This window comes from Chryseobacterium sp. FH1 (genome assembly GCF_000735135.1).
Taxonomy (GTDB): Bacteria; Bacteroidota; Bacteroidia; order Flavobacteriales; family Weeksellaceae; genus Epilithonimonas.
In genome coordinates, this window is the sequence record NZ_JPLZ01000009.1 from 17,658 (window position 1) to 42,916 (window position 25,259).

Consider the following 25,259-nt stretch of genomic DNA (forward strand, 5'->3'; position numbering starts at 1 on the left):
AGAAAGAAATAAGAATAAGAAAATGATGGGAAATTTCTTTGATTTTAAATCAAAAAAGCCCGAAAAAATCGGGCTTTTAGAATATTGTACAAAATGAATCTTAATCTTCATCGTCTTCTTCGAAAACGTCGTTGTAGCCATCTTCTTCCTCATCATCGTTGTAGTCATCATCCTCATCTTCAAAACTGGAAGCTTTGAATTCAGATTCGAAATCTCCAAAATCATCATCCATCAACGGCATTGCAGAGTTTTTGCTTTTTCCATTGAGAGAAGAGCCAGTTTTGCTAGGCGCTTTCAAAGGAACATTTCCAAATCTGTAAACCGTGATTGGATAGTTGACCGCCGGCTTCTCATCTATGATTTCCAAAAGTTCACAGTAGAAATCCCAAAGCTCGATAAAACCGTATTGGAATCTCATCTTTTCGCCAACTGCAGGGAAACCTTCTGGCAAATACACATCCGACATTATCTCGCCGTCACCATCATCACTCATATCCTCCAAAGGAACTGCGCGACCTTCATTCCATTCATCATCTGAAAAATAAAAAGAAGACAACTCCTCGCCAGGCAGACTGAACGCACTTTTGATGCCCAAATGCAGATTCCAAAGTGTTTGTTTCGCTTTGACTTCTACGTCTCGGAAAATCGTATCCTTGGCGTCTAGAATTACTCTTATCTTATAAACCATTGTTGTTTTACTTTAACTTTTATTAGCTTGATTAATGTTGCAAATATAAAACAAATGAAATTCCATAAAAATTTCTTGTAAATTTTTTTTCAAAAAATATTTTTATAAATTCAGCGATTCTGATGATGACTTTCACAAATTAATCTGAACCACATAGATACATATAAAAATCTAAAAAATGCTTTTTGAAAAGATTAAATAGATCAATATTTAAGCTAGTTTAATCTTAATTTCCACTAAAAACTATGTGCCTAGTTTACGTTAAAATTCCATTTACAAAATAGGCTTCGGTTTTTTGATTTTATCAATCGAGGATTTCTCCAATTTGAACTTGAATTTGGTTCCTGATAGATAAACGCTTTCCACATTTATCGTTTGTTTATGAGCTTCCAAGATGTGTTTTACAATTGCAAGTCCAAGTCCGGATCCGCCATCTTTTCTATTTCTACTGGATTCTACACGGTAAAAACGTTCGAAGATTCTTGGCAGATTTTCCGGTTTGATTCCCATTCCGTTGTCCTCCACAGAAATGTGGATGCTTTTCGTGCCTTCTCTTGTCGAAACGATGATTTGCGCTTCTTCCCGGTTAGCATATTTCACAGCATTGGAAATCAGATTGATCAAAACCTGCGAAATTTTTTGCTTGTCTGCAAACACGAATAATTGAGATTGCGTGGTTTGCAATTGCATCGTCATCGATTCTCTTTCCGCTTCCAGATCCAAAAGATCAAAAACTTCCTGAATCAAATGATTGATGTCAAAAGTGGTGTATTTTAGGTTGATCTGTCCGGATTCGAAACGATTGATCATATCCAGATCCTTTACGATATTCAATAATCGCTCTACAGAATTATCAATTCTTTGAAGGTATTTGTCTCGGATGTTGAGGTCTTCTACACCGCCATCACGAAGCGTTTCTATGTAACCTTGGATGGAGAAAAGTGGCGTTTTCAGTTCGTGTGATACGTTTCCGATGTATTCTTTTCGGTAATCTTCCATTTCCTTCATCATATCCATTTCGGCATTTCTCTGGTTCATCTCGTGCATCTTTTCGCCGAGCTCTTTGAAGCTGAGGTCTGTGTCGTAATCGTGGATGATGTCTTCTGGAAGGATGTTCGTGATTCGTCTGATTTGATTTTTGCTGTAGAAACTGAACAAAAATTCCAGCACGAAATAATTGAGGATAAATAAAAAGCAAAGCGTGAGAATCAGAAAATAATTAAAATTTCTGGTTTTGAAATATATATCATCGGTATAAACTTCAAATAGCAATACCACAAATCCCACAACAGCAACTAATAATAATGATGCCCCTGCAGATAACCAATTTATTTTTAACGAATTTCTAAATCTCATTTCAAAAAAAAGATTTTCTTTTCAGAAAATCTTATACTACTAATTTATATCCTATTCCCTTGAGTGTCTGTATGGTATTGATGCCCAATTTCTCTCTCAGTCTTCGGATGTGAACATCGATTGTTCTTTCCCCGACAATCACGTCGTTGCCCCAAACTCTTTCCAAAATTTCTTCTCTTTTGAAAACCTTTTCTGTGTTGGAAGCCAATAGATAAAGCAAATCAAATTCTTTCTTAGGAAGCAGAAACTCTTCTTTCGCTTTTGAAACTTTGAAGTTGTCTTTATCAATGATCAAGTCACCGATTTCGATGTAATTGGAATTTTCCTGAGAATTGGCGCCCAATTGTAGCAGAGCGGCCACTTTGGAGATCAGAACTTTTGGTTTGATTAATTTCACAATGTAATCATTTGCTCCAGCTTGATAACCAGCTAATTGGGAGAATTCCTCGCTTCTTGCAGATAAGAATACAATCAGCGTTTTTTGCAATTCTTTGATTTTGCGAAGGTCTTGGCAAGTTTCGATACCGTCTTTTTCCGGCATCATAACGTCTAATAAAATTAAATCTGGCAAAATCTCTTTTGCTTTTGCGATTCCTTCATTACCGTTACCAGCGGTGAAAACCTGATAACCTTCTTTTTCCAAATTATAAGAGATGATTTCCAAGATGTCCTGTTCATCATCAATTAAAAGGATTTTTTTACGACTCATTTCGATTTATTAATATGTCAAAATTAAAAAAAATTGAACGCTATATGACCAAATGTTTAAAGTTCACACAAATTTAACATTTACAAAACAAATAATCGCACTTTTAGAAGAATTTTCAACATCAATATTCATCGATTTTTATAAGCAGTATTCGTTTTATTTTTGAGGAAATTAAGTTAAATTTGCATCCTCACGTTCAAATTATGGAAGAAGAAGATAAAAAATCACTCAATTTTATTGAGCAAATTATAGAAGACGATTTGGAAAACGGATTGGATGCGTCTAAGTTGCGTTTCAGATTTCCGCCGGAACCAAACGGTTATCTGCACATTGGTCATACAAAAGCAATTTGCATCAACTTCGGTTTGGGGCAGAAATATGGTGCGCCCGTTAACCTTCGTTTTGATGATACTAATCCGGCTAAAGAAGAGCAGGAATTTGTAGATTCCATCAAGGCTGATATCGATTGGTTGGGTTTCAAATATGATCAGGAATTGTACACTTCCGATTATTTTGAGCAATTGTATAATTGGGCTGTAGAACTCATCAAGCAAGGTAAAGCTTATGTGGATGAACAATCTTCGGAAGACATCACAGCACAAAGAAAAAATCCTTTTGAGGTTGGAGTTGAATCGCCTTTCCGCAATCGTCCAACAGAAGAAAGTCTGGAACTTTTCGAAAAAATGAAGAACGGGGAATTCGAAGAAGGTGCAATGAGTTTGCGTGCAAAAATCGATATGGCTTCCCCGAATATGAATATGCGTGATCCTGTGATGTACAGAATCCTGAAAAAACCGCACCATAGAACCGGAGAGAAATGGAAAATCTATCCGATGTACGATTGGGCACATGGAGAATCTGATTATATCGAGCAAATCTCGCATTCTCTCTGTTCGTTAGAATTTGAAAATCACCGTCCGTTGTATGAATGGTATTTGGATCAAGTTTATGATAACGAAAGTGTTGCGCCAAAGCAGAGAGAATTTGCAAGGATGAACGTTTCTTACATGGTAACCTCCAAAAGAAAACTTCAAAGATTGGTTCAGGAGAATATCACCACAGGTTGGGATGATCCAAGAATGCCAACCATTTCCGGATTGAGAAGAAAAGGTTACACACCGACTGCCATCAAAAATTTCATTGAAAAAGTGGGTGTTGCAAAACGTGAAAACTTGATTGACATTCAGTTATTGGAATTCTGTGTAAGAGAAGACCTGAACAAAGTGGCAACTCGTGTAATGGCGGTTGTAAATCCTGTGAAACTGATCATCGAAAATTATCCGGAAGATAAAGAAGAATGGTTGGAAACGGAAAACAATCCGGAAGATGAAAACGCAGGAACAAGACAAGTGCCTTTCTCCAGAGAGATCTACATCGAAAGAGAAGATTTCAAAGAAGAAGCGGACAAAAAATTCTTCCGTCTGAAATTGGATGGCGAAGTGCGTTTGAAAGCTGGTTACATCATCAAAGCAGAACGTGTTGAGAAAGATGCGAATGGCGAGATCACGACAATTTTTGCAACTTATGATGAAGATTCAAAATCGGGTAGTGGCACTGAGGCAAGTCTTAGAAAAGTGAAAGGAACGCTACACTGGGTTTCTGCAAAACACGCTTTGCCAATCGAGATCAGAACTTACGAAAGATTGTTTACTACAGAACAGCCGGATGCGGAGAAGGAAGTTGATTTCATCCAGTTCATCAATCCTCAATCATTAAGAGTGACGCACGGATTCGCTGAACCAAGCTTGAAAGATGCCACTTTGGACGACCATTTCCAGTTCCAAAGAATTGGTTACTATATGAAAGATAGAGATTCTTCTGATGAGACTTTGGTGTTCAATAGAACGGTGACTTTGAAGGATGGTTACAAACCTTAAAATTGTAAGAAGTACACTGTAAAATGTATAAAGTTTATTTTAAATAAATAATTAATTGAAAATCAGGCGTTTGTCTGATTTTTTTTGTTTTTGATGTAATAGAGTTGTTGTGAGCTTTGTCTAATCTCAAGAATAAGCTCTACTATGAAAACTAAACTTGGCATTCTTACATTAATTCTTTTTTTCGGACAGATTTCTGCTCAAAAAGTAATCGCTTCAGACAGCATTGTAAGACGAATGATGAATGCTGTACGTACCGATAAATCTATAAAAATCGATGGAATCATAGACGAGGAAGCTTGGGCAACGGCAAGCATTGCGAACCAATTTATAGAATTTCAGCCAGCGAATGGAAAACCCGAATCGGAAAATCAAAAAAGTATAGTGAGGGTTTTGTACGACGACACTGGAATCTACATCGGCGCAACGCTTTATGATAATGAACCTGACAAAATTGCTAAGCAATTGACAGAAAGAGATGTTATTAATAATGATGATTTTTTCGGCGTTTTCGTCAATGGTTATAACGATAAACAGCAGAGTTACGAATTTATCGTTACTGCAGCCGGCGTTCAGTTTGATGCAAAAGCAACCAACGACAATGGGGAAGATGAAACTTGGAACGGAATCTGGTACAGCGCAGTGAAAATCACAGATGAAGGGTGGAATGTTGAAATGAAAATTCCCTATTTCGAACTGAGATTTCCAAAAGACAATATTCAAAAATGGGGTGTTAATTTCTTCCGAAATATTCAACGACAACGCAAAAAAATCGCTTGGAATCACATCGATAATACGAAAGGAAGCTCCACGCTTTACGACGGAATTCTCAACGGGATTGAAAATGTAAGAACCCCAACCAGACTTTCTTTCACGCCATATTTTTCAACTTATGTCAACAATTTTGATGGTAAAACCGAGATGAATGTCAATGGTGGAATGGATTTGAAATACGGAATCAATGACGCTTTCACATTCGATATGACTTTGGTTCCGGATTTTGGTCAGGCGAATTTTGATAATTCGATTTTAAATTTAACACCATTCGAACAACAATTTTCCGAGCAACGTTCATTTTTTATGGAAGGCACGGAACTTTTTAGCAAAGGTGATATGTTTTATTCGCGAAGAGTTGGCGGAAGTCCGTCCGTTTATCCGAACGTCAGCGAAAATGAAACCATGACAGACTATCCCGGAAAAGTGAAATTATTCAACGCTTTCAAAATTTCTGGAAGAACTAAGAAAGGTTTGGGAATTGGAATCTTCAATGGTGTGACAGAGAAAATGGAAGCGACGATCCAAGATAATATGACTGGACAAACAAGAAAAGAAACCGTTGAACCTTGGACCAATTATAATGTTTTGGTTTTCGATCAGAGATTTGGAGGGAATTCTTCCATCACTTTGGTAAACACAAGCACAATGAGAATGGGGAATTTTCGTGATGCCAACGCGACGGGATTACTTTGGAATATCGCCAACAAAAAGAATACTTACAATTATTATGGAAACCTGAAGGGAAGTTGGGTAAAAGAAAACGGAACTACTTTTGGAGCGCGTGGAAGTATTGGTTTGGGGAAATTTTCAGGAAATCATCGTTTCGAAGTCAATGCCAATGCTGTAGATAAAAATTGGGACATCAATGATTTGGGATTCTCAACACTTACAAATTATGGAAATCACAACGCTTGGTACGGTTACAGAATTCTCCAACCAAAAGGAAAACTCAACAATATGTATCTGAATTTCAATCTGAATTATTATCACAGATTGGAACCATTTCTGAATCAAAAATTAATTTTTAACAACAATAATTCATTCACAAACAAAAAGTTCCAAAGCTTCGGAGGTGGAGTAGAGTTCACGCCGTACGGAGAAAAAGATATCTATGAGCCTCGAATTTTCGGAAAGCATCTCAATGTTCCAGGTTATTTTGACAGTTGGTTATTTTTCGAAAGTGACAGCCGAAAGAAGCTTCAATACAATGTATCCATCGATTATTATGCTTACGACCAAAAGGGCAGAAATCAGGTGATTCCGTCATTGTATCTGCGATATAGAGCGTCCGACAAACTGAATCTCATTTGGAAATTCAATCCGGTATTTAGTAATAACGAAGTTGGTTTTGCGGGAAGAGATGGCAATCAGATTTATATGGGAAGACGTCAGCGAAATACTTATGAAAACTCGGTGACGGGACAATATACTTTCAACAACAAAATGGCGCTGTCACTGGCTTTTCGTCATTATTTTTCCGATGTCACTTACAAACAATTTTACAGTTTGGAAAACGATGGAAGCCTGAACGAGAACACAATCTACAATCCAAATCTCGCTGGAACCTACAATTCTTGGAATGTGGATTTGCGCTATTCGTGGTGGTTTGCGCCGGGAAGTCAGCTGACTTTGTTGTACAGAAATGCGACCAGTAACTATCTGGAAGTTTCAAGAATGCGATTCAAAAATAATTTCAACGAACTTTTTGATACGCCGATGATCAACAATATTTCGCTTCGCATTACATATTTCCTCGATTACAACAGGATCAAGAATTGGTTTTAAGATTTTGGGCAACTCTTTCCGCTTCCATTTCCAGTTGTCACTTTGAGGCTCGAAGAGTCCAAACAAGTCGGACTGCAAATTAAAAATATATTTTACATTTTGTCATACAAATAGACTATTTCGTATTTATTATTAACCCAATTTAAACAATAGTTTAATTTAATAATACCATTCGATATTTTAAATCCACAAAACTTGGCTTTCCATTTTAAAATAAAGACTTTTGCAAAATGGATAAGAGAATACTTCCGCTGACACTTGGCGGATTGGCAATTGGGACTACAGAATTTGTAATCATGGCACTTTTGCCCGACGTAGCAAAATCTTTGAACATCTCGATTCCCCAAGCTGGACATTTTATTTCTTCTTATGCAGCGGGTGTAGTCGTTGGCGCACCGATCTTGGTTGCTTATGCAGCGAAGTTTCCGCCGAAAAGAATCTTGATTTTCCTGATGATTGCCTTCACCATCTTCAACGGATTGTCGGCTTTGTCCAATGATTATTACACGATGATGATCCTGAGATTCCTATCTGGATTACCTCACGGTGCGTTTTTCGGTGTCGGGATTGTGGTTTCATCACGATTGGCAAAACCTGGAAAGCAGGCGCAAAGTATTGCAATGATGTTTGCTGGACTCACGCTTGCTAATCTCGCAATGGTTCCATTTGTCACTTGGCTCGGACATCAGCTCTCGTGGCGATATGCTTTTGGCGTCGTTTCTTTGATAGGATTGGTCACGATTCTTGCGCTTAAATTTCTGCTTCCTTATATGAACAGTCTGCGAACTGTCGGTTTGAAAGATGAGTTGGAGTTTTTCAAAACCATCAAAGCTTGGCACATCATTTCGATTTCGGCGATTGGATTTGGTGGTTTGTTTGCATGGTTCAGTTATATCACACCTTTGATGACCAATGTTTCAAAATTTCCAACAGATTCCATCGCTTACATTATGGTTTTGGCAGGTTCCGGAATGGTTGTAGGTAATTTTTTAGGTGGCATTATGTCAGACAAAATGCGACCAGCTTTAGCAGCCGCTATTCTTTTTACAGCAATGGTTTTAGCTTTGATCTGTGTCTTTTTCTTCTCAGAAAACAAAATCATTTCTTTGGTTCTCACCTTTGTTTGTGGGGTTTTGTCGATGTCTGTCGGAACGCCGATCAACATCATTATGTTGCGAACTGCCAAAAATTCTGAAATGATGGCCGCGGCAATTATGCAGGCCGCTTTCAATATTGCGAATTCTCTTGGTGCATTTTTCGGTGGATTGCCTTTGGAATTTGGATTGACTTACAATTATCCATCGTTGGTTGGCGCAGGATTATCTATTATAGGATTAATTCTGTGTCTTGGATTTATGAGAAAATATAAAGCAGTTATTTAGATTCAAAATTAAAATTCTCCCTTTAGGGTTGGGGAAATAATTTTAATTTTTTGATTTATCAATCGTTCGGAAAGTCAAGCTGATCCTCGGTTTAATGATTCTCGTGGTCGTTGGCAATCGGTGAAGCCAGAATTTTTGAGTTGTATCTTTCATCATCAAGAGACTTCCGTTTTCCAAGATTAATGAAACTAGTTCTTTCGTGGTTTTATGTTTGAAATTGAATTTGCGTTCAGCTCCAAAACTGACCGAACTGATAGCACCATTTTCCTTCAAATCTTTTTCACCATCACTGTGATAGGCCATTCCTTCTGAACCATCGTGATATAGATTAAGTAAGCAGGAATTGAAGTTTTCGCCACTTACAGATTCTATTTTTTCTTTGATTTCCAATAATGTTTTATTCCACGTTAAAGCGGTTTTTGTTCGTCCGGAATAAGTGTAACTGAATGGCTCGTTTCCGTACCAAGCGACTTTTCGTTTGGTCTCGATGAGTTTTCCGAAGATGACGGCTTCATCACTTTTCCATTCTATCTCGGTCATTAGTTTGTTGAAATAATCGTTCGCTTCTTCCTCAGAAAAAACTTTTCCGTAGTAAGAAGTCACCCCGTCGTAAGGTAAAATATTTTCTATTAATTGAAATTGGTCGTCGAAAAGGCCCATTATTTTGCTTCTTCAAAATTGTCGTAATATGTAAAATCTTTCGTAATCTTTCCATTCTCGATGGTGAAAATGGTGGAGATTGGAAGCTCAAATTTTGATTGATCTGGCGCAGTTCCAGTGGAAACAAATTCCACAATCATATTTTTATCTCCAGAAGGATAAATCTGAATCACTTTATCTTTCAAATCAGGAAGAACTTGATTCAGCTCCGTATATTTTTTAATAAATTCAGCTTTAGATTGTTTCACGATTCCGTTTCCGAAAGTTGGATCTTTGAATTCTGCATTTTCAACGTAAAGTTCAGAAAGTTCTTTCCATTTGTGCTCATTGAACAGTTTAAAATAATTTTCAATGAATTTTTCATTCTCAGCTTGAATCTTATCATTGGAATTACTACAGGAAATTAACATCGAACAGAAAATCATTCCCGAAATTAGAATTTTGATGGCTTTCATTTGATCTGGTTTAAGGTTCTAAAATACAATTAAGTTTTCAATTAATGATAATTGACAAAGTTTCGCCATCCAAATTTTCTGTCCTTATTCTATAATCCTTATTTTTGCAGTCGATTATCATTTATCAATCATCATTTATCTATTATAATGAAGCCAAGCTTAGCAAAAGGAACGAGAGATTTTACAGCGAAAGAAGTTTCCAGAAGAAAATACATCATCAATGTTTTACAGAATAATTTCGAACTGTTCGGATTCCAGCCTTTGGAAACGCCAAGCTTCGAAAACCTTTCTACATTGACGGGAAAATATGGTGAAGAAGGTGATAGATTGATCTTCAAAATCCTGAATTCCGGCGATTATGCTTCAAAAACAAATGATGAAGATTGGGAAAATAAAAATTCTCAAAAATTAATTTCTCAAATCTCAGAAAAAGCCCTTCGCTACGATCTTACAGTTCCATTCGCAAGATTTGTTGCAATGAATCAAGGACAATTGGCTTTTCCTTACAAACGTTATCAGATCCAGCCGGTTTGGCGTGCAGATCGTCCTCAGAAAGGAAGGTTCAGAGAGTTTTACCAATGTGATGCGGATGTTGTGGGAAGTACAAGTATTTGGCAGGAAGTAGAGTTGTTGCAATTGTATTTTAAATCGTTCAATAACTTAAACTTAGCGGTTTCAGTTCACATTAATAATAGAAAGATCCTTTCCGGAATTGCAGGATATGCAGGAATTGCAGACCAGTTGATTGATTTCACAGTTGCACTTGACAAATTAGATAAAATCGGAAAAGATGGCGTGACGAAAGAAATGTTGGAAAAAGGGATTTCTGAAGAAGCCATCTCAAAATTGGATTTTCTCTTTAATCAAACCAATGATGCGCTGGAAAATCTATCGAACCTAAAAGAAAAATTCCAAGGCAACGAAACTGGACTGAAAGGTGTTGAAGAATTGGAATTTGTCATCAAAAATGCTCTGAAGCTTGGAATCAATTCTGAAGATCTGGTTTTTGACATCACGCTTGCAAGAGGTTTGGATTATTACACGGGTGCGATTTTCGAAGTGAAAGCGAAAGATGTTGCGATGGGATCCATCGGCGGTGGCGGACGTTATGATAACTTGACCGAGGTGTTCGGTGTGAAAGATGTTCCTGGAATCGGGATTTCTTTTGGACTTGACAGAATCTATCTTGTAATGGAAGAATTAGGAATTTTCCCAGAAGATTCTGACATCAAAGTGAAATATCTTTTTGCCAATTACGGCGAAGCAGAATCCATCGAAGCTTTAAAGTTAATTTCGAAATTGAGAGAAAAAAATATCTCCGCAGAACTCTATCCCGAAGCTTCGAAACTGAAAAAACAATTTACTTACGCTGAGAAAAAAGGCATCGAAAATCTGGTTTTTCTTGGCGAACAGGAAATTAAAGATCAAACTGTGACAATCAAAAATCTGCAAGCTGGCGAACAACAAACTATTAGTTTTGATTCCTTTTTAGAAATTAATTAGGCTTTGACTGTTGGAGTATCATCCTCGGAAGAACTTTCAATGTTATGGAGTTCTTTTTTTCTATTTTTGATGAAATCTGTCGGTCGGATTCCGTTGATCTCATAAAACAAATCGGAAAAATTCTGTCGTGACGCTATTCCACATTCTTTCGCAAGGCTGTCGATCGTGTAATTGATGTACATGTTTTTCTCGAACAACAGACGCGTGATGTAGCGGATTCTGAGATCGCCAATATATTTATTGAAGTTCATCCCTTTTTGTTCGTTGATAACGTGCGAGAGATAATTTGAATTGGTCTCAAACTGGATTGCCAATTTTTGAATCGTCAGACCTTTTTGGATAAACAGGTTTTTGTCTTCAAAATGTTTCAATTTTCGGAGTAGATCTTGCTTCAGAGATTGCGTGATCTGGCTTTTTTTATCGTCATTTGATTCTGATTTTGAATTAGTTGCGCTGTTTGGGTTGTTGTAATTTGCAGTTCGTAGTTTTTCCTCGAGCTCGATGTATCGCTCGGTTGTAGTCTTCTCTTTTTTATGTCTCTTAACTAAAACTATTACTAATCCGCCAGCAATCATCACCAAGCAAAGAATCAGAAACCCACCCCAAGTATTGGCTTTCTCCAGTTTTCCTTTTTCCTCTATCAAGGTATTGGTGTCATATTCGCGATGAATTTTCAGGGAAATATAAGCAAAATCTCTCGAGATAATGCTGTCTGCTTTAAGAAGTTGAGTTGTATAGTAGAGCTGTTTTTCCCGATCGTTGTTTTTCTTGTAGTAATTGATGAGTATCTCATAATTTTCTCTCAATTCCGGCAGAATAAACTCGTGCTTGTTAAAGATAGAATCAATTTTTTTGAAATTTGAAATCGCCACTTGCTCATCATTAAGAGCCATGTAACTCTTTCCAATGTAGAAGTAATTCAAAGATTCCCAAGAAAAATCATCTTTAAGTAATTCTAATGATTCATCTAGATAAGTGATTGCAGATCTGTATTTTGTGTTGTTATATTCTGCAATTCCTTTACACTTCAGGAAATAACTTCTTTCTTGTGAAAAGTCTTTGTTGTTGAAAGTTTTGAGCAATCCAATGTTGATAAGAGAATCTGCTTTTTTATAATCTTTGAGATTTCTGTAACATATTGTCATTTGGTGCAAACTATTCAGATATCCCTTTTGATTGTTATAGATCTTGTTTTCATTTTTTGGATCTGTTTTATTTGCGCCTATCTCGAAATAGTTCACACAGTTCTTAAAAAGCTCCAACGCTTCTTCGTGATAACCGAGATAATTTTTGACAACACCTAGGTGATATGCTATTTTATTTTTTAGATAGAGATCATTAGAATTTTTGGAATATTTGTAAGCCATCAAATATTCATCTAGAGCTGACTTGAATTTTTTCTGATTACCATAATAAACACTTCCTCGCAAGACGTAGGAAGAAGATATGTTTTCGTCGCTATTGGATTTGTAAGCGGCGTCTATGCAACTGTCTGCATACTGAAGTTTTTGATTGATAGATTTGGAAAAGTAGACAGCATCTTTATAAGCTTGGAAAAGTTCTTCATTTTGTTTCTCAGCCTTGGCTTTTTTAATATAAGGTTTCAAATACAAAAATGCACGCCCATCATCTTCGCCGAAATATTCATATTTTTTTCTGTAGAACTCGAAAGTTTTGGGGTCGCTGTCTTTGGAAAAAGCAACCCCATAGAAAAAAAATGATATGATAAAGAAGAATAATCTCATTAAAAAAGTTTAAATCTTCATCATTTGTGTTCACAAAAATACGGAAAACTTGCAAATGATTGACAAATAATTAGGAGGAATAGGTTATGATTGAAAATATAGTATCGATGATTATAAATGTCTGTATTTTAGGTGTTTATGTAAGTCCTAATTTGCGAATTAGGACGTCAAGATTTCCCAATGAAGACTATAAAAGTTTGAATTAATGAAATTTTGACCATACTTTCGCATTACGAAATAATCAAAAAAAATTATTTTGCAAATTATTTTAAATAGATACAAAATTATATTATCATGAAAAAAATCTTCACAGTTCTAACATTTTCATTAGTGTCTTTAGTTTTTACTTCTTGTAGGGAGGACAGTATGGAAGCTGAAATTGAAAATGCTATTCCTCAAAGTAGGAAAGCACCCAACAGCAAAGCCACTGATAGTAAATTTACGGATAGTATTGTTGCTGATACGATAAAAACAAATACAGCAAATACAGCAAACAAAGAAGAATTAGATCCAGAGAAAGATCCACCAAGAGATAGAACCAGATGGTAGTCACAAAATAAGAGAAAGAAACATTCATTCTAAACATTTATGTTACTGCCCCAATTTTTAATCAGATTGGGGCAGGTTTTTGATAATGATTCCAAGAATGTTTATTCTCAATCATATAGTACATTTTGTACATCGTTAGCTCCATTAGCGGGCATTAAAAACACACAATTAGGAAAGAAATTTAGAAGCAACTTAGGATTGTTCGCAATGGAATAGTTCTCTCTATTGGGAATTATTCAGATTACAAATTTCAATTTACTAAAAACGATAACATTATGACTAAACTATTGCTTATAAAAATAGAAAATATGATTTTGCATGTGTTGAAACTTTGTTTTGGCGACAGCGTTTTCCGCAAGAAGCCAAATTAGAAAAAGTTTCTCTACTTTTGCATCAAATTCAATTCTATGAAACCTGGTCAAACCCAAACTCTCAAAATCGCAGATCAAATCTCTTCAGGCTATATCTTGAATGACGAAAATGGCGAAAAAGCATTTATCCAAAAAATTTTTGCAGATGAATCTTGGGAAATTGGGGGCGAAGTGGACGTGTTTGTTTATCAAGATGATGGCAATCTAAAAGCCACCACAGAAAAAGCAAATGCAGAAATAGGAGAGTTTGCAGTAATGACCTGCGTACAAAGTCTGCCAACCGGTGCTTTTATGGATTGGGGAATCATCAAAGACCTTTTTGTCCCTTACAAACAGCAGAAGTCAAAAATCATCGAGGGGAAACGTTACATCGTTTACGTTTATGAAGACGAAGCGACTAGTTTAACGACAGGAACGACCAAATTCAAGCGTAATCCGCAGTACGAAGATCTTCCACTACGAATTGGAGATAAAGTGGATTTGATTATGATGAATGAGTCTGAGCTGGGTTGGAACGTGGTCATAAACAAACAATACATCGGATTGGTTTATGAATCTGATGTTTTCAAGAAATTATATCCACTTTCCGAAGAATCCGGTTACATCAAAACCATCCGTGAAGACGGAAAGATTGATGTTACGCTTCAGCCTCAAGGTTTCGAAAACGTAGACGAATTCAAACAAAAAATCCTCGACAAACTGAATGACAATTACGGTTTGCTCTATCTTTCCGATAAATCGTCACCAGACGAAATCAAAGACGAATTGCAGATGAGCAAAAAGAATTTCAAGAAAGCCATCGGAAGTTTGTACCGAGAAAAAGTCATAGAAATCGCCGAAGACAGAATCAAACTTCTGTAAATTTCGATTTTAACAATGTTAATTATCATTTTTCCGAAACTTAGTGCGAGTTTAATTTCTATTGGACTCGTTTTTGATTTCCGAAAAGAAATTCCTCAATGAAAAAGATTCTCATCAGCGGAGCCACGGGACTTGTCGGAAAAAAACTTTCCAAAAAATTATACGAAAGAGGTTATCAAGTAGAAATATTGGTTCGCTCAAAATCAAGCAAATCTAATTTCAAATCTTACGTTTGGGATTATGAAAATCAGTTTTTGGAAGAAGGAGCCCTGGATAATACTTACATTTTCATCTATCTTGCAGGCGCATCTATCAGCGAACGCTGGACAAAATCTTATAAACAGGAGATTTACAAAAGTCGAGTCAATTCTGCGCAATTCATTTATGAGCAGATGCGGAAACAAAATATTCATCCGGAATCAGTAATTGCATCCTCTGCAGTTGGCTTTTATGGACAAATAACTTCACAACAAATTTTTTCTGAAGACGACGCCCCAGCAGAAGATTTCCTTGGGAATGTCTGTACAGATTGGGAACTAAAAGCAATTCAGTTTCAGGATCTTGGAAGTCGGGTAGTGCGTGTTCGAACTTCAACGGTACTTTCCGAAAATGGTGGTGCATTGGAAGTTCTCAAAAAACCAATTGAACTGAATTTTGGCGCCGTTTTAGGCGATGGAAAACAATATTTTCCTTGGATTCACATCGATGATTTGGTTAATATTTATTTCAAAGCCGTTGAAGATGTCTCTATGAATGGAGCTTACAATGCCGTTGCACCGGATTTTGTCAACAATGAGGAACTAACAAAAAAAATAGCCAAACAACTCGACAAAAAGATTTGGTTGCCTAATATTCCAAAGTTTGTAATCAAAACGGTTCTTGGCGAGATGTCAGTTTTAGCATTAGAAGGAAGTCGAATTTCTTCAAAGAAAATCCTCGATTCGGGATTTAAATTTTCATATGAGAAATTAGATGAAGCCTTGAGCGATGTCATTAATTAAAAAAAGTTTTGTCTTGATATTTTTAAATTTAATTAATGAATATCAAAACAAAACTTTAATGTTTTAGAGATTTAAAATCTTAAGCTAGTAACTGATAAGCTTTCTTCGCTCCTGTTACGCAATCTTCATATTGATTCTCTGAGATTTTCTCATCAATAATAGATTTGAATTCCTGCCAAAAAGGTCCAGTATTTTCACCGTAAACGCCGAAGTAATTAAACTCCACATTTTCGAATTCTGGATTTCTTTTAAGTTGTTTTGCAATCACATTTCCACCAAGCGTAGAACCTTCCATCACATACAAAGCACCAAAAGCTTCAGCTTCATTTTCCAAATTTTGTGTTGGAGCTTCGTTTTCTGTTGATATATTTAAATTATCGAGGTCAGTTTTAAGCGCATTGATCTTGCTTCTCAATTCCAATTTCAATTCGGGATAATCTTTCAATTGATTGTGAATTTGAGGCTCGTAGCGATTGATTAATTTATAATTGTGAATCAAAAGCGTTTTGTAGTCATCCAAGGTGTAGGATTTGTCAAAAATCTTCTGAGATTGTAGTTTTGCTTCTGTGTCGTCGTGTTGTTGTTTGGTTTGTTCTTTAAGATATACTGAAATCATAGTCAGGTTTTTGAAATTTTAATATAAATGTAGTTCCGATGCCACTTTCACTTTCGTAAGTGATTTCGCCACCCATTTTTTCCATCAGATGTTGCACGATGTTGAGTCCAACGCCGTTGCCGTGGAAAGCCGTTGCATTGCTCATTCGGCTGAATATTTTGAACATTTTGCCCGCATCTTGTTTGTCGATACCAATTCCGTTGTCGGAGATCTTGTACATTACTTCATTTTCATAGACTTCGCCAATGATTTTCACGGTTGGTTTGGATGATTTTGAAGAATATTTGATGGCATTTCCAATCACATTTCCGAAGACTTGGTAAACCATTGTAGGATCGCCCAAAACTTCTGGCGTATTTTCGATAATGATTTTGGTGTCAGGTGAATCAAAACTCACTTTGGACTCCTCTGCCAATTTATTGATCAAAGCATCAACTTCAATTTTCTTGAGTTCAATCTCTGATTTTTTAATTTTGCTGAGTTCTAAAACGTTTTTAATCATATCACTCATTGTGTCTACTTGGTTTACAATATTATCCAAGTATTTATGCGTGTTGTCCTCTTGTGTGATAAGCCTTTTCATAAGCTGTGCATTCAGCTTGATGACGGTCAACGGTGTATTGAGATCGTGCGAAATCGTGTAAGAAAAAGAATCTAATTCTTGGTTGAGTTCCTTCAACTGATTATTCAAATCCAAAATCTGTGAAGACTTTGTGTGAGACGCTTTTAAGATGACAGATGTAATCCATTTCGCCGATTCGATTTCTTTGATTTTCCAGGGCAGAGCAGTGTCTTTCACATATTCCTTCCAAACCTCGAAGGATTGTCTTGGAGAGAATTTGATGATTTCTACGCCATCTTTGATTTCCGAAACTATTTCTTTTTCAGGATTTCCGGCCCATTTTATTTTTTGTCCTTGTTCTTTTCTCATCCATATCAGCATATCGGACGTGTTGTTTCCGAGAACGCTGATGATGATGCCACAACTTAGCTCGGAGTTGTCCAATTCCAGATTGCTGGTTTTGCAAAAAGTATTTGAGATAAAGATATTCTCCTCGAAATCTTGGTTGTTGTCTTTGCTCCAATTAATGATTTTCTCAATGTCAGAAAGATTCGGGACGTTGCCGTGCGTTAGGATCTCATTATTAATTTTAATGATCATTCCTTCTGCACCGCAAGTTTTCATAACATCATCTATATTATTTTCCAGTGCTTTTGCGAAATTCTCTTCACTTAGAAGATTTTGGCGCAGAGATATATTGTTGAGATTGATTCTTTGATAATCCTCCAGCGTTTCTCTTGACTTAAAGGTTGCAAAAGCATTTGCCGACGTTCTGGTCAAGGTTTCAACCAGGAGACGGGATTGCAGATCCAAGTGTTTTGGTTTCGCATTTTGACAAGCAACAATTCCCCACAAAACACCATTGATGATGATGGATGTGCTGAAACTGGCTTCCATCCCGGAATTTTTGATGTACTGCACGTGAACTGGTGACGTGGCTCTTGTCACACTGTACGTAAGATCAATTTGTTCTTTTGAAGTTCCTAAAATAGGATAGGTTTTCCCTGAGGCGTGAGATGTAATTCTGACAGGATTCTTTAGATACAAAGCCCTTGCTTGAGCCGGAATATCGGATTCTGGATAGTGGAGATGAAGATAGCTGTCCAAACCTTCTTTCACAGACTCTTCTACTACTTCGCCACTACCGTCGTACAAAAACTGGTAGATCATTGCGCGGTCGTAATCTATGATGTTCTGGATCTCCGTCAAAAGGACTTTCCAGATATTTTCATCATTCGACATTCTCAGAATATTCTGGATCGCCTGATATTCCTTGTTGATTTTGTGATGCGGAATTACTTTTTCAATTTCATAGAAAGTGAAACCGTTGTTTGCGTGGATGGCAAGCGTATATTCTTCGTCCTGAAAATGAATATGCTGAATGGCCAGCTCCTGACTGTCAGAAACGTTGTTCCAGTTAATATCCAAATTCTGCTCATCAAACAAAACTTTAATATCTTTTCCCAGCAAAGTTTTGAAATCTTGAGAGAAGAACTCTAAAATATTATCACTGTAGAAAGTGATTTTAGAATCTTTGGTTCCAATCAAAAATCCGTACTCCTGAACCGCTCCACAAATATGAATCGGCTCCTGATCGCAGTTTACATATTCCTTAGGATACATAATTTTTTTACTGTATTTTTATTATAATCAATTCAAACAAAGTAAAAAATATACTTATGTTAATTATGTAAATATATAAATAATAATAATTAATTAAAATGATTATTTATTTTTCCATAATGTCTTTTCTTAAGCAATTAAGATAAAGATAATCAATTATTAAGATTTTATTTCATATCGTACATAATCAAAGCTGTAATTAGTTTTGGTTCGATCAATGTACATTTTGGTGGCATTTTGATTTCCTTGTCAGAGATTTTCAATAAGTCATTGAAACTGATTGGATAGATTCCAAAACCAACTTTGAATTCCCCAGAATCTACTTTTTCCTTGATCTCGGTGATTCCTTTTGTGTCAGAAGTTCCTTTTAGATAAGTAATTTTGTCTGTATGTTTCGCATTTTCAATCCCAAAGATCTTTTCGAAAATGTATTTATCGACTAAGTGATGATCCAGGTCATTTCCATCTTTAAGATCCTCACGAATGTTGTGCTTCACGTGCAAACTGTAGAATTTTCCACCCAAATACATACTGATGTGGAATTTTTGAGAAGGGAAATATGGTGCTTCACCTTTGTCGTGGATTTGAAAATCTTCTTGTAGTTTTTCAAGGATTTCTTCGGTAGATAATCCATTCAAGTCATTCAAAAGACGGTTGTAGTCGTTGATTTTGATTGATTGGTTGGAAACAATGAAGCTGTAAACAAAGTTGTAATGCTCTGTTCCGTGCGATCTTTTGTACTTGTCTCTCTGTTTTTTTGCGTACTCAGCAACAGATCCAATTCTGTGGTGTCCGTCAGCGATGTAGAAAGAATCAATCGGATCCAAAACCTCTTTGAACTGTTGAAGTTTCAATCGGTTATCGATTCTCCAGATTTTATGTTTGATGCCTTTTTCATCTTTGTAATTGATAATTGGGACATTTTTTTGCTCGTGGTTCATCAGTAGTTCCACTTTGGAATTGGCGTGATAAGTCAAAAGAACCGGCTCAGCTTGGATGTTGACCTTTTCAAGATAGTGCGCCATTTTCATACGGCGTTCTGTAATCGTGGATTCGTGTTTTTTAATTTTTCCATCCCAGAAATCATCCACACTTACCAATCCCATCAATCCTCGGAAAGAGGTTTTGTCTGCCAACGTCTGCTCGTACAAGTAATAAGCGGAATCGTCTTGCGTCAGTTTTTTCTCTTCCAACAATTCTTCGTAGTTGGATCTTATTTTTCTGAGATTTCTGTCAATATCTTTGGATTTACTCACGACAGCAGGTTTTATCATTTGGATATATGAGTGGTCTAGCTGGGCTTTTTTATTGATCTCTTCCTGAGTAAAATTATCCAAAGAATAAGTCGGGAAAATATCAACGAAATCGTGGTTTGGTCTGATTCCTTTAAAGGGTTTAAATACTGGCATATTTATATTTGATCTTTCAGTTTAATAATTTGAATGGCTAATTCTTCTCCAATTCTGTTTTGTGCATCTATCGTGTTTCCACCAACGTGTGGAGAAAGGGACATTGCTGGATTCATCAGGATTTCTACTTCGGGTGTTGGCTCCTTTTCGAACACATCCAGCGCGGCGCCGGCTAATTTTCCATCTTCAATGGCATCAATCATAGATACTTCGTTGATGACGCCACCTCTTGCGGTATTCACGATGAACACGCCGTCTTTCATCATTGCAAACTCATTGGTGTCAATGATATATTTGTCGGTTCTTCCCGTATTGAGGCTTATGAAATCCGAATTTTCTAAAACTTCATTTAAAGTTACGGATTTTATTTCAAAATTCACAGATTGTCCATCGAAGAAACAGATTTCTACATTATTGGTTTTCGGCGTTCTGTTGTAAGCTAAGATTTTCATTCCCAAAGAAATACCAATCTTGATAACTTCCATTCCTATGTTTCCCATCCCGACGACACCAAGGGTTTTTCCGGAAAGTTCAGAAGCATTGTTAAAGGATTTCTTGAGCGCATTAAAGTGTGTTTCACCTTCAAGTGGCATCAATCGATTGCTCTCGTGAAGGAATCTTGCCAATGAAAAGAAATGGGCAAAAACCAATTCTGCAACAGATTTGCAAGACGCTTTGGGTGTATTGATAATGTACAGGCCTTTATCGATGGCATATTCTACATCAATATTGTCCATCCCGATGCCACCACGTCCTACAATCTTTAGATTGGGACAGTCGTCGATCAGGTTTTGTCTGACTTGTGTTGCGCTTCTGACGAGGAGCACGTCCACATTATTTTCATTAATGAACTTGCTGAGATGCTCCGGAGAAACGCGACTTTCCAAAACCGTAATGTCGGCATTTTTCAAAAGCGCAATCCCTGATTCGGAGATCCCATCATTGGCTAATACAATCATTGTTTAATTCAAAAATGCTTTAATAATTGAGTTTACTTGATTTGTTTGAGGTCAAATTCAAGGTGTGCTAAGATACAATAATTCTTCTAATTAACATTCACTTAACAAAAAAAACGTCTTCAAATAAATGAAGACGTTTCTGTACATTTCTACTTTAATTATAATATTGAAAGAATTATTTTCTAATTACGTTTAGATGCTTTTCATCACATCCACCAAAACCTGCACGCTTTCGATCGGCATTGCGTTGTAGATGCTCGCTCTGTAACCGCCGACACTTCTGTGGCCATTCAGTCCGCTAATTCCTGCTGCTTTCCAGGCTGCATCAAAAGCTTCTTGCTTCGATTCGTCTGTCAAAGTGAAAGTGACATTCATAAAAGAACGGTCTTCGATTGCAGAAACGCCTTGGAAGTTTGGATTGCTGTCGATCTCGTCATATAATAATTTCGCTTTTGCATTATTTCTTGCTTCAGCAGCTGCAATTCCGCCATTTTCTTCAAGATGTTTTAAGGTCAAATAAGACGCATAAACTGCAAAAACAGGCGGTGTGTTGGACATTGATTCTTTATCGATGTGAACGGCGTAATCCAAATAAGTCGGAATCGTTCTTCCTGTTTTTCCAAGAATCGATTTTTTAACAACTACTAAGGTTGCACCAGCTGGACCCATATTTTTCTGTGCCCCTGCATAAATCAAGTCGAACTGAGAAAAATCCAATTCTCTACTGAAAATATCAGAAGACATGTCGCAAACCAAAAGCGTATCAACTTTCGGAAATTCCTTCATCTGCGTTCCAAAAATCGTATTGTTGGAAGTGCAATGAAAATAATCATATTCCGAACCTACTTTAAATTCTTTCGGGATGTAAGAATAGTTAGCTTCTTTGGAAGTCGCGACAACATCTACATTTCCAATCATCTTCGCTTCCTTGATTGCGCCTGCCGCCCAAGTTCCAGTGTTTGTGTAAGCTGCTTTTCCGTCCACAGAAAGAAGGTTGTAAGGAACCATCAAAAACTGAAGACTTGCGCCACCTTGCAAATACAAAACTTCATAATCATCGCCCAGATTCATCAATCTTTTTACGATAGCACGAGCCTCGTCCATTACTGCAACAAAATCTTTGCTTCTGTGCGAAATTTCCAAAAGCGATAATCCTGAATCATTAAAATTAAGAATCGCTTCTGAAGCCTTCTGGAAAACTTCCTGAGGTAAAATACTTGGACCTGCGCTGAAATTATGTTTTTTCATTATTGATAGAAATTAGAAGTTAGAGTTTAGAAATTAGATTGTAAAATAATCAAACTAGCACGAAGCCATTAGCTAAAAGCGATTCGCTAATTGCTACTCATTATGAAGGAATGCTTTTTTCGCCAAAAGTTGTTCTTCGGTCTCCACATTGTCTTCGTCTGGAACACAACAGTCAACCGGGCACACAGCGGCACACTGAGGTTCCTCGTGGAAACCTTTGCACTCTGTACATTTGTCTGTTACGATGAAGTAGTAATCGTCTGCAACTGGTTGTTGTGCGGCATCTGCGCTCACGGAAAGTCCGGATGATAGAACCACCATTCCTTTCAGTTCTGTGCCTTCGGATGCTTTCCAATCTACTGCTCCTTCATAGATAGCGGTGTTCGGACATTCCGGTTCGCACGCGCCACAATTGATACATTCATCAGTTATCTTGATAGCCATTGCTATTTTATTTTTAATTTTGTGCAAAATTACAAAAAAAAAGCCAGCTATGCTGAACGAAAACAAAATTTTGGGACTCGAAAAATTGGGAAATTTCATCACTGAGTTTCTTGAAAAAACAGAAGAGAATTACATTGAAAAAGAAGCGAAACTCAACGCGCTCATAAGACGTTCCGAAATCGAAAATCCTTGGTTTACCATTGAGAATCAACGTTACAACCTGAAACAGTGGGCAGGACTTTTCACAAAAGAGAATATTGAAAATTGGCTTTCAAAATATCAATTGTCCGAAACGCCAAAGAGAGTGGGACTCATCTTGGCAGGAAATATTCCGATTGTTGGATTTCACGATATCATCTCTGTGGTTTTAAGCAATCATATTCCAATTATCAAATTATCTTCTAAAGACAAATTGATGTTGCCCTTTCTATTAGAACTCTGGAAAGAATTTTCTAATAATGAAATTGAATTTGAAATTGTTGATAGACTTGAAAACTTCGATGCGGTGATTGCGACCGGAAGTAATAATACTGCGAGATACTTGGAATATTATTTCAAAAATCATTTGAGTATTATTAGAAAAAATCGAACATCCATCGCGGTTTTGAAAGGTGATGAAACAGTAGAAGAACTTCAGCTTTTGGCGGATGATATTTTCAGATATTTCGGATTGGGTTGCAGAAATGTAACCAAACTTTTGCTTCCAAAAGAGATGAAGGTTGATGGATTATTTGAAAACTTTGTTAAATATCAAGATGTCATTAATCATAATAAATACGCTAACAATTACGATTACAATCGTGCGGTTTATCTTTTAAATCAAGACTTATTCTGGGATAGTAATTTTGTGATGCTGAGAGAAGATGAGAAGTTGTTCAGTCCTTTGTCAGTTGTCAATTTCTCACGTTATGAAACTTTGGAAGACGCGAAACAATTTGTGGAGGATAACAGGGAAGAAATCCAAGCAATTGTTGCGAAACCCGAGTTGGGATTGGAATCTATTAGTTTTGGGGAAACACAGAATCCGTCTTTGGATACTTATGCGGATGATGTGGATACGATGGCTTTTTTGAGTGTGATTTAGTATTTCCTGCTTAAAATAATTAAGAGAATTTTCAAAGTAATAGAAATGATATATAATGAATAAAAAAATTTTAATCGCAGTATGTTCTGCAATAGTATTGTTTAATTCTTGTAATGATGATAAAGAACCAGAGCAGTTTTCTATCATAGGTGTTTGGAAACCTTCAAGACAAATTGTTGTAGGCAGTAATGGTGTTACTATGTCAAACACAGATTATTCTGGTTGTTACAAATCAAGTACTTTTAGCTTCAGCACGAACAATACAATGACTTCTCATATTTTTGACCTCAATGCCGTTCAGGATTGTGAAAATTATGGGTCTGAAACCGTGCCTTATTCTTATGACCACAATGCAAAAAAACTCGTAATAGATGGAGAAGATGTGGAGATAGTAAGCCGAACCTATAATGAACTGCAGTTCGTATCCGATTATGATGACGTAGATGGTGATGGTGTAGAAGAGAAAATCATAACGGTATTCGTAAAATAAAATCCCCAATTCCTAAAATATAAAACGGACTCGAAAGTTTCCGTTTTTTTTTATGCCTGAAACATTATAAATCCCCATCTGGTATTACATTTTAATAATGAAAATAGAAGTTTGGAAACATTTTTTGATAATTGATTATCAACTAACTACAAACCGTGATTTTTGAAATTTACGGGTTAATGGTGGTTTCTCGCATTGCCTGTGATTCTACATTTGCTAAACAATTAACCAATTAAATATTTTTATTATGAAAACAATTATTATCGGTGCTATTGCGCTATTGACCATGAACTTCTCATTTGCACAATCTAATGTGGATCTAAGTGCACAAATCGGAAATCTAAACACAGCAACTGTGGATCAAACAGGTTTTATGAATTTCAACGCCTTGTTACAAGATGGTAATCGTAACGATGCGGACATCGACCAAGTAGGTTGGGGAAACAGCAATTTGGCATTGAGTCAAGGGAATCGTAACTCTATTGATGTTGACCAATGGGGAATCGGAAACTCAAACACTACAAGCCAATACGGAAACAGAAACTCTTCTCAGACTTTGCAAGTTGGTTTGTTCAATGACGTAGACCAGGTTCAAATTGGTAGAAGAAATGATGCTTCTGCAACTCAATTTGGAATGGGAAATACAATCGGGCAATATCAAGATGGTAGAAGAAATTCTGCAACTGCAATCCAAGTAGGTGTTGATAACACAATTTGGCAAGATCAATATGGCAGAAGAAATGTTGCCTACGCTTTCCAAGCAGGATCTGATAATTACATTCATCAATTGCAAGATGGTAATGACAACAGTGCTACACATTTACAATTTGGAGATTCCAACTATGCAGATTCTCACCAATATGGTAATGACAACACGACTGCTGGATTACAAGTAGGTAATGGAAACGAACTGTATCAATATCAATATGGAAATGGCAACACTGCGATGGACATTCAAATGGGCGATTCTAACTACACAGATGTAACACAAACAGGAACTTCTCATTTGCATATGGGAATGCAAGCAGGTAATAACAACTCATTGGTTGTAAATCAATCTAACTAAAAGTAACAGTTTACCTTTAACCTTCAGATGGGAGAACTT

At 36.6% G+C, this 25,259-nt stretch carries 22 protein-coding genes; 10 read left to right on the forward strand and 12 right to left on the reverse strand.

Annotated features, from left to right (window positions below; translation table 11 throughout):
• Positions 1-100: 100 nt before the first annotated feature.
• The 3 genes from IO90_RS17785 to IO90_RS17795 all read right to left on the reverse strand — a co-directional run bounded on the left by IO90_RS17785 (position 101) and on the right by IO90_RS17795 (position 2,753).
• Positions 101-688: an IS1096 element passenger TnpR family protein gene (locus IO90_RS17785; RefSeq protein WP_034970655.1), complete on the reverse strand. Its 588-nt coding sequence runs from the start codon at positions 686-688 to the stop codon at positions 101-103.
• Between the two features lie 273 nt (positions 689-961).
• Positions 962-2,044, reverse strand: coding sequence for a sensor histidine kinase (locus tag IO90_RS17790; protein WP_051878932.1), 1,083 nt, complete (start codon positions 2,042-2,044; stop codon positions 962-964).
• Positions 2,045-2,075: 31 nt separating this feature from the next.
• On the reverse strand, positions 2,076-2,753 hold the full coding sequence (locus tag IO90_RS17795; RefSeq protein ID WP_034970657.1) for a response regulator transcription factor: 678 nt from the start codon (positions 2,751-2,753) through the stop codon (positions 2,076-2,078).
• Between the two features lie 203 nt (positions 2,754-2,956).
• Here IO90_RS17795 and IO90_RS17800 point away from each other — a divergent pair, with 203 nt between their 5' ends.
• The 3 genes from IO90_RS17800 (at position 2,957) to IO90_RS17810 (ending at position 8,574) form a co-directional block, all read left to right on the forward strand.
• A complete protein-coding gene (locus IO90_RS17800; protein ID WP_034970659.1) occupies positions 2,957-4,630 on the forward strand; it encodes a glutamine--tRNA ligase/YqeY domain fusion protein in 1,674 nt (557 codons plus the stop codon).
• Positions 4,631-4,774: 144 nt separating this feature from the next.
• Complete coding sequence (locus IO90_RS17805; RefSeq protein ID WP_034970662.1) at positions 4,775-7,192, forward strand: DUF5916 domain-containing protein; 2,418 nt, start codon at positions 4,775-4,777, stop codon at positions 7,190-7,192.
• A 230-nt stretch (positions 7,193-7,422) separates the two neighbouring features.
• Positions 7,423-8,574 (forward strand): MFS transporter, encoded by a 1,152-nt coding sequence (locus IO90_RS17810; RefSeq protein WP_034970665.1) that lies wholly within the window; start codon positions 7,423-7,425, stop codon positions 8,572-8,574.
• 42 nt (positions 8,575-8,616) lie between these two features.
• Here the strand turns inward: IO90_RS17810 and IO90_RS17815 are convergent, their stop codons facing one another.
• Positions 8,617-9,234 (reverse strand): alpha-ketoglutarate-dependent dioxygenase AlkB family protein, encoded by a 618-nt coding sequence (locus tag IO90_RS17815; RefSeq protein WP_034970668.1) that lies wholly within the window; start codon positions 9,232-9,234, stop codon positions 8,617-8,619.
• Positions 9,234-9,689, reverse strand: a complete 456-nt coding sequence (locus IO90_RS17820) for a nuclear transport factor 2 family protein (RefSeq protein WP_034970670.1) — start codon at positions 9,687-9,689, stop codon at positions 9,234-9,236. The genes IO90_RS17815 and IO90_RS17820 overlap by 1 nt, the downstream gene beginning before the upstream one ends.
• Positions 9,690-9,836: 147 nt before the next feature.
• Between IO90_RS17820 and hisS the strand changes: the two genes are divergently transcribed.
• Positions 9,837-11,192: a histidine--tRNA ligase gene (hisS, locus tag IO90_RS17825; protein ID WP_034970673.1), complete on the forward strand. Its 1,356-nt coding sequence runs from the start codon at positions 9,837-9,839 to the stop codon at positions 11,190-11,192.
• On the opposite strand, the gene IO90_RS17830 is transcribed toward hisS, so the two are convergent.
• Entirely contained in the window at positions 11,189-12,937 is a 1,749-nt protein-coding gene (locus IO90_RS17830) for a helix-turn-helix domain-containing protein (RefSeq protein WP_034970676.1), read from the reverse strand. The genes hisS and IO90_RS17830 overlap by 4 nt on opposite strands.
• Before the next feature lie 294 nt (positions 12,938-13,231).
• Here IO90_RS17830 and IO90_RS17835 point away from each other — a divergent pair, with 294 nt between their 5' ends.
• The 3 genes from IO90_RS17835 (at position 13,232) to IO90_RS17845 (ending at position 15,719) form a co-directional block, all read left to right on the forward strand.
• On the forward strand, positions 13,232-13,486 hold the full coding sequence (locus IO90_RS17835; protein ID WP_034970679.1) for a hypothetical protein: 255 nt from the start codon (positions 13,232-13,234) through the stop codon (positions 13,484-13,486).
• Between the two features lie 407 nt (positions 13,487-13,893).
• Positions 13,894-14,718 (forward strand): S1 RNA-binding domain-containing protein, encoded by an 825-nt coding sequence (locus IO90_RS17840; RefSeq protein ID WP_034970682.1) that lies wholly within the window; start codon positions 13,894-13,896, stop codon positions 14,716-14,718.
• Between the two features lie 98 nt (positions 14,719-14,816).
• Entirely contained in the window at positions 14,817-15,719 is a 903-nt protein-coding gene (locus IO90_RS17845; RefSeq protein WP_034970685.1) for a TIGR01777 family oxidoreductase, read from the forward strand.
• Positions 15,720-15,798: 79 nt separating this feature from the next.
• Here IO90_RS17845 and IO90_RS17850 read toward each other — a convergent pair whose 3' ends face one another.
• The 6 genes from IO90_RS17850 to IO90_RS17875 all read right to left on the reverse strand — a co-directional run bounded on the left by IO90_RS17850 (position 15,799) and on the right by IO90_RS17875 (position 22,580).
• Positions 15,799-16,335 carry a biliverdin-producing heme oxygenase gene (locus tag IO90_RS17850; protein ID WP_034970688.1) on the reverse strand — a complete coding sequence of 179 codons (537 nt, stop codon included), beginning with the start codon at positions 16,333-16,335 and terminating at the stop codon, positions 15,799-15,801.
• The gene (locus IO90_RS17855; protein WP_034970691.1) at positions 16,316-18,520 is read right to left on the reverse strand and encodes an ATP-binding protein; all 2,205 of its coding nucleotides are present in this window, start codon (positions 18,518-18,520) and stop codon (positions 16,316-16,318) included. Before IO90_RS17855 ends, IO90_RS17850 begins: the two co-directional genes overlap by 20 nt.
• Before the next feature lie 167 nt (positions 18,521-18,687).
• Positions 18,688-19,929 (reverse strand): DUF1015 domain-containing protein, encoded by a 1,242-nt coding sequence (locus IO90_RS17860; RefSeq protein WP_034970693.1) that lies wholly within the window; start codon positions 19,927-19,929, stop codon positions 18,688-18,690.
• A gap of 2 nt (positions 19,930-19,931) precedes the next feature.
• Complete coding sequence (locus IO90_RS17865; RefSeq protein WP_034970697.1) at positions 19,932-20,888, reverse strand: D-2-hydroxyacid dehydrogenase; 957 nt, start codon at positions 20,886-20,888, stop codon at positions 19,932-19,934.
• A 192-nt stretch (positions 20,889-21,080) separates the two neighbouring features.
• Positions 21,081-22,136 (reverse strand): 3-phosphoserine/phosphohydroxythreonine transaminase, encoded by a 1,056-nt coding sequence (gene serC, locus IO90_RS17870; protein WP_034970700.1) that lies wholly within the window; start codon positions 22,134-22,136, stop codon positions 21,081-21,083.
• Positions 22,137-22,229: 93 nt separating this feature from the next.
• On the reverse strand, positions 22,230-22,580 hold the full coding sequence (locus tag IO90_RS17875) for a 4Fe-4S binding protein (protein ID WP_034970704.1): 351 nt from the start codon (positions 22,578-22,580) through the stop codon (positions 22,230-22,232).
• A 49-nt stretch (positions 22,581-22,629) separates the two neighbouring features.
• Between IO90_RS17875 and IO90_RS17880 the strand changes: the two genes are divergently transcribed.
• From IO90_RS17880 to IO90_RS17890, 3 genes are all read left to right on the forward strand, one after another.
• Positions 22,630-23,664, forward strand: coding sequence for an acyl-CoA reductase (locus IO90_RS17880; RefSeq protein ID WP_034970707.1), 1,035 nt, complete (start codon positions 22,630-22,632; stop codon positions 23,662-23,664).
• Positions 23,665-23,761: 97 nt separating this feature from the next.
• Positions 23,762-24,154, forward strand: coding sequence for a lipocalin family protein (locus IO90_RS17885; protein WP_165570290.1), 393 nt, complete (start codon positions 23,762-23,764; stop codon positions 24,152-24,154).
• A gap of 247 nt (positions 24,155-24,401) precedes the next feature.
• The gene (locus IO90_RS17890; protein WP_034970713.1) at positions 24,402-25,220 is read left to right on the forward strand and encodes a hypothetical protein; all 819 of its coding nucleotides are present in this window, start codon (positions 24,402-24,404) and stop codon (positions 25,218-25,220) included.
• Positions 25,221-25,259: the final 39 nt, after the last annotated feature.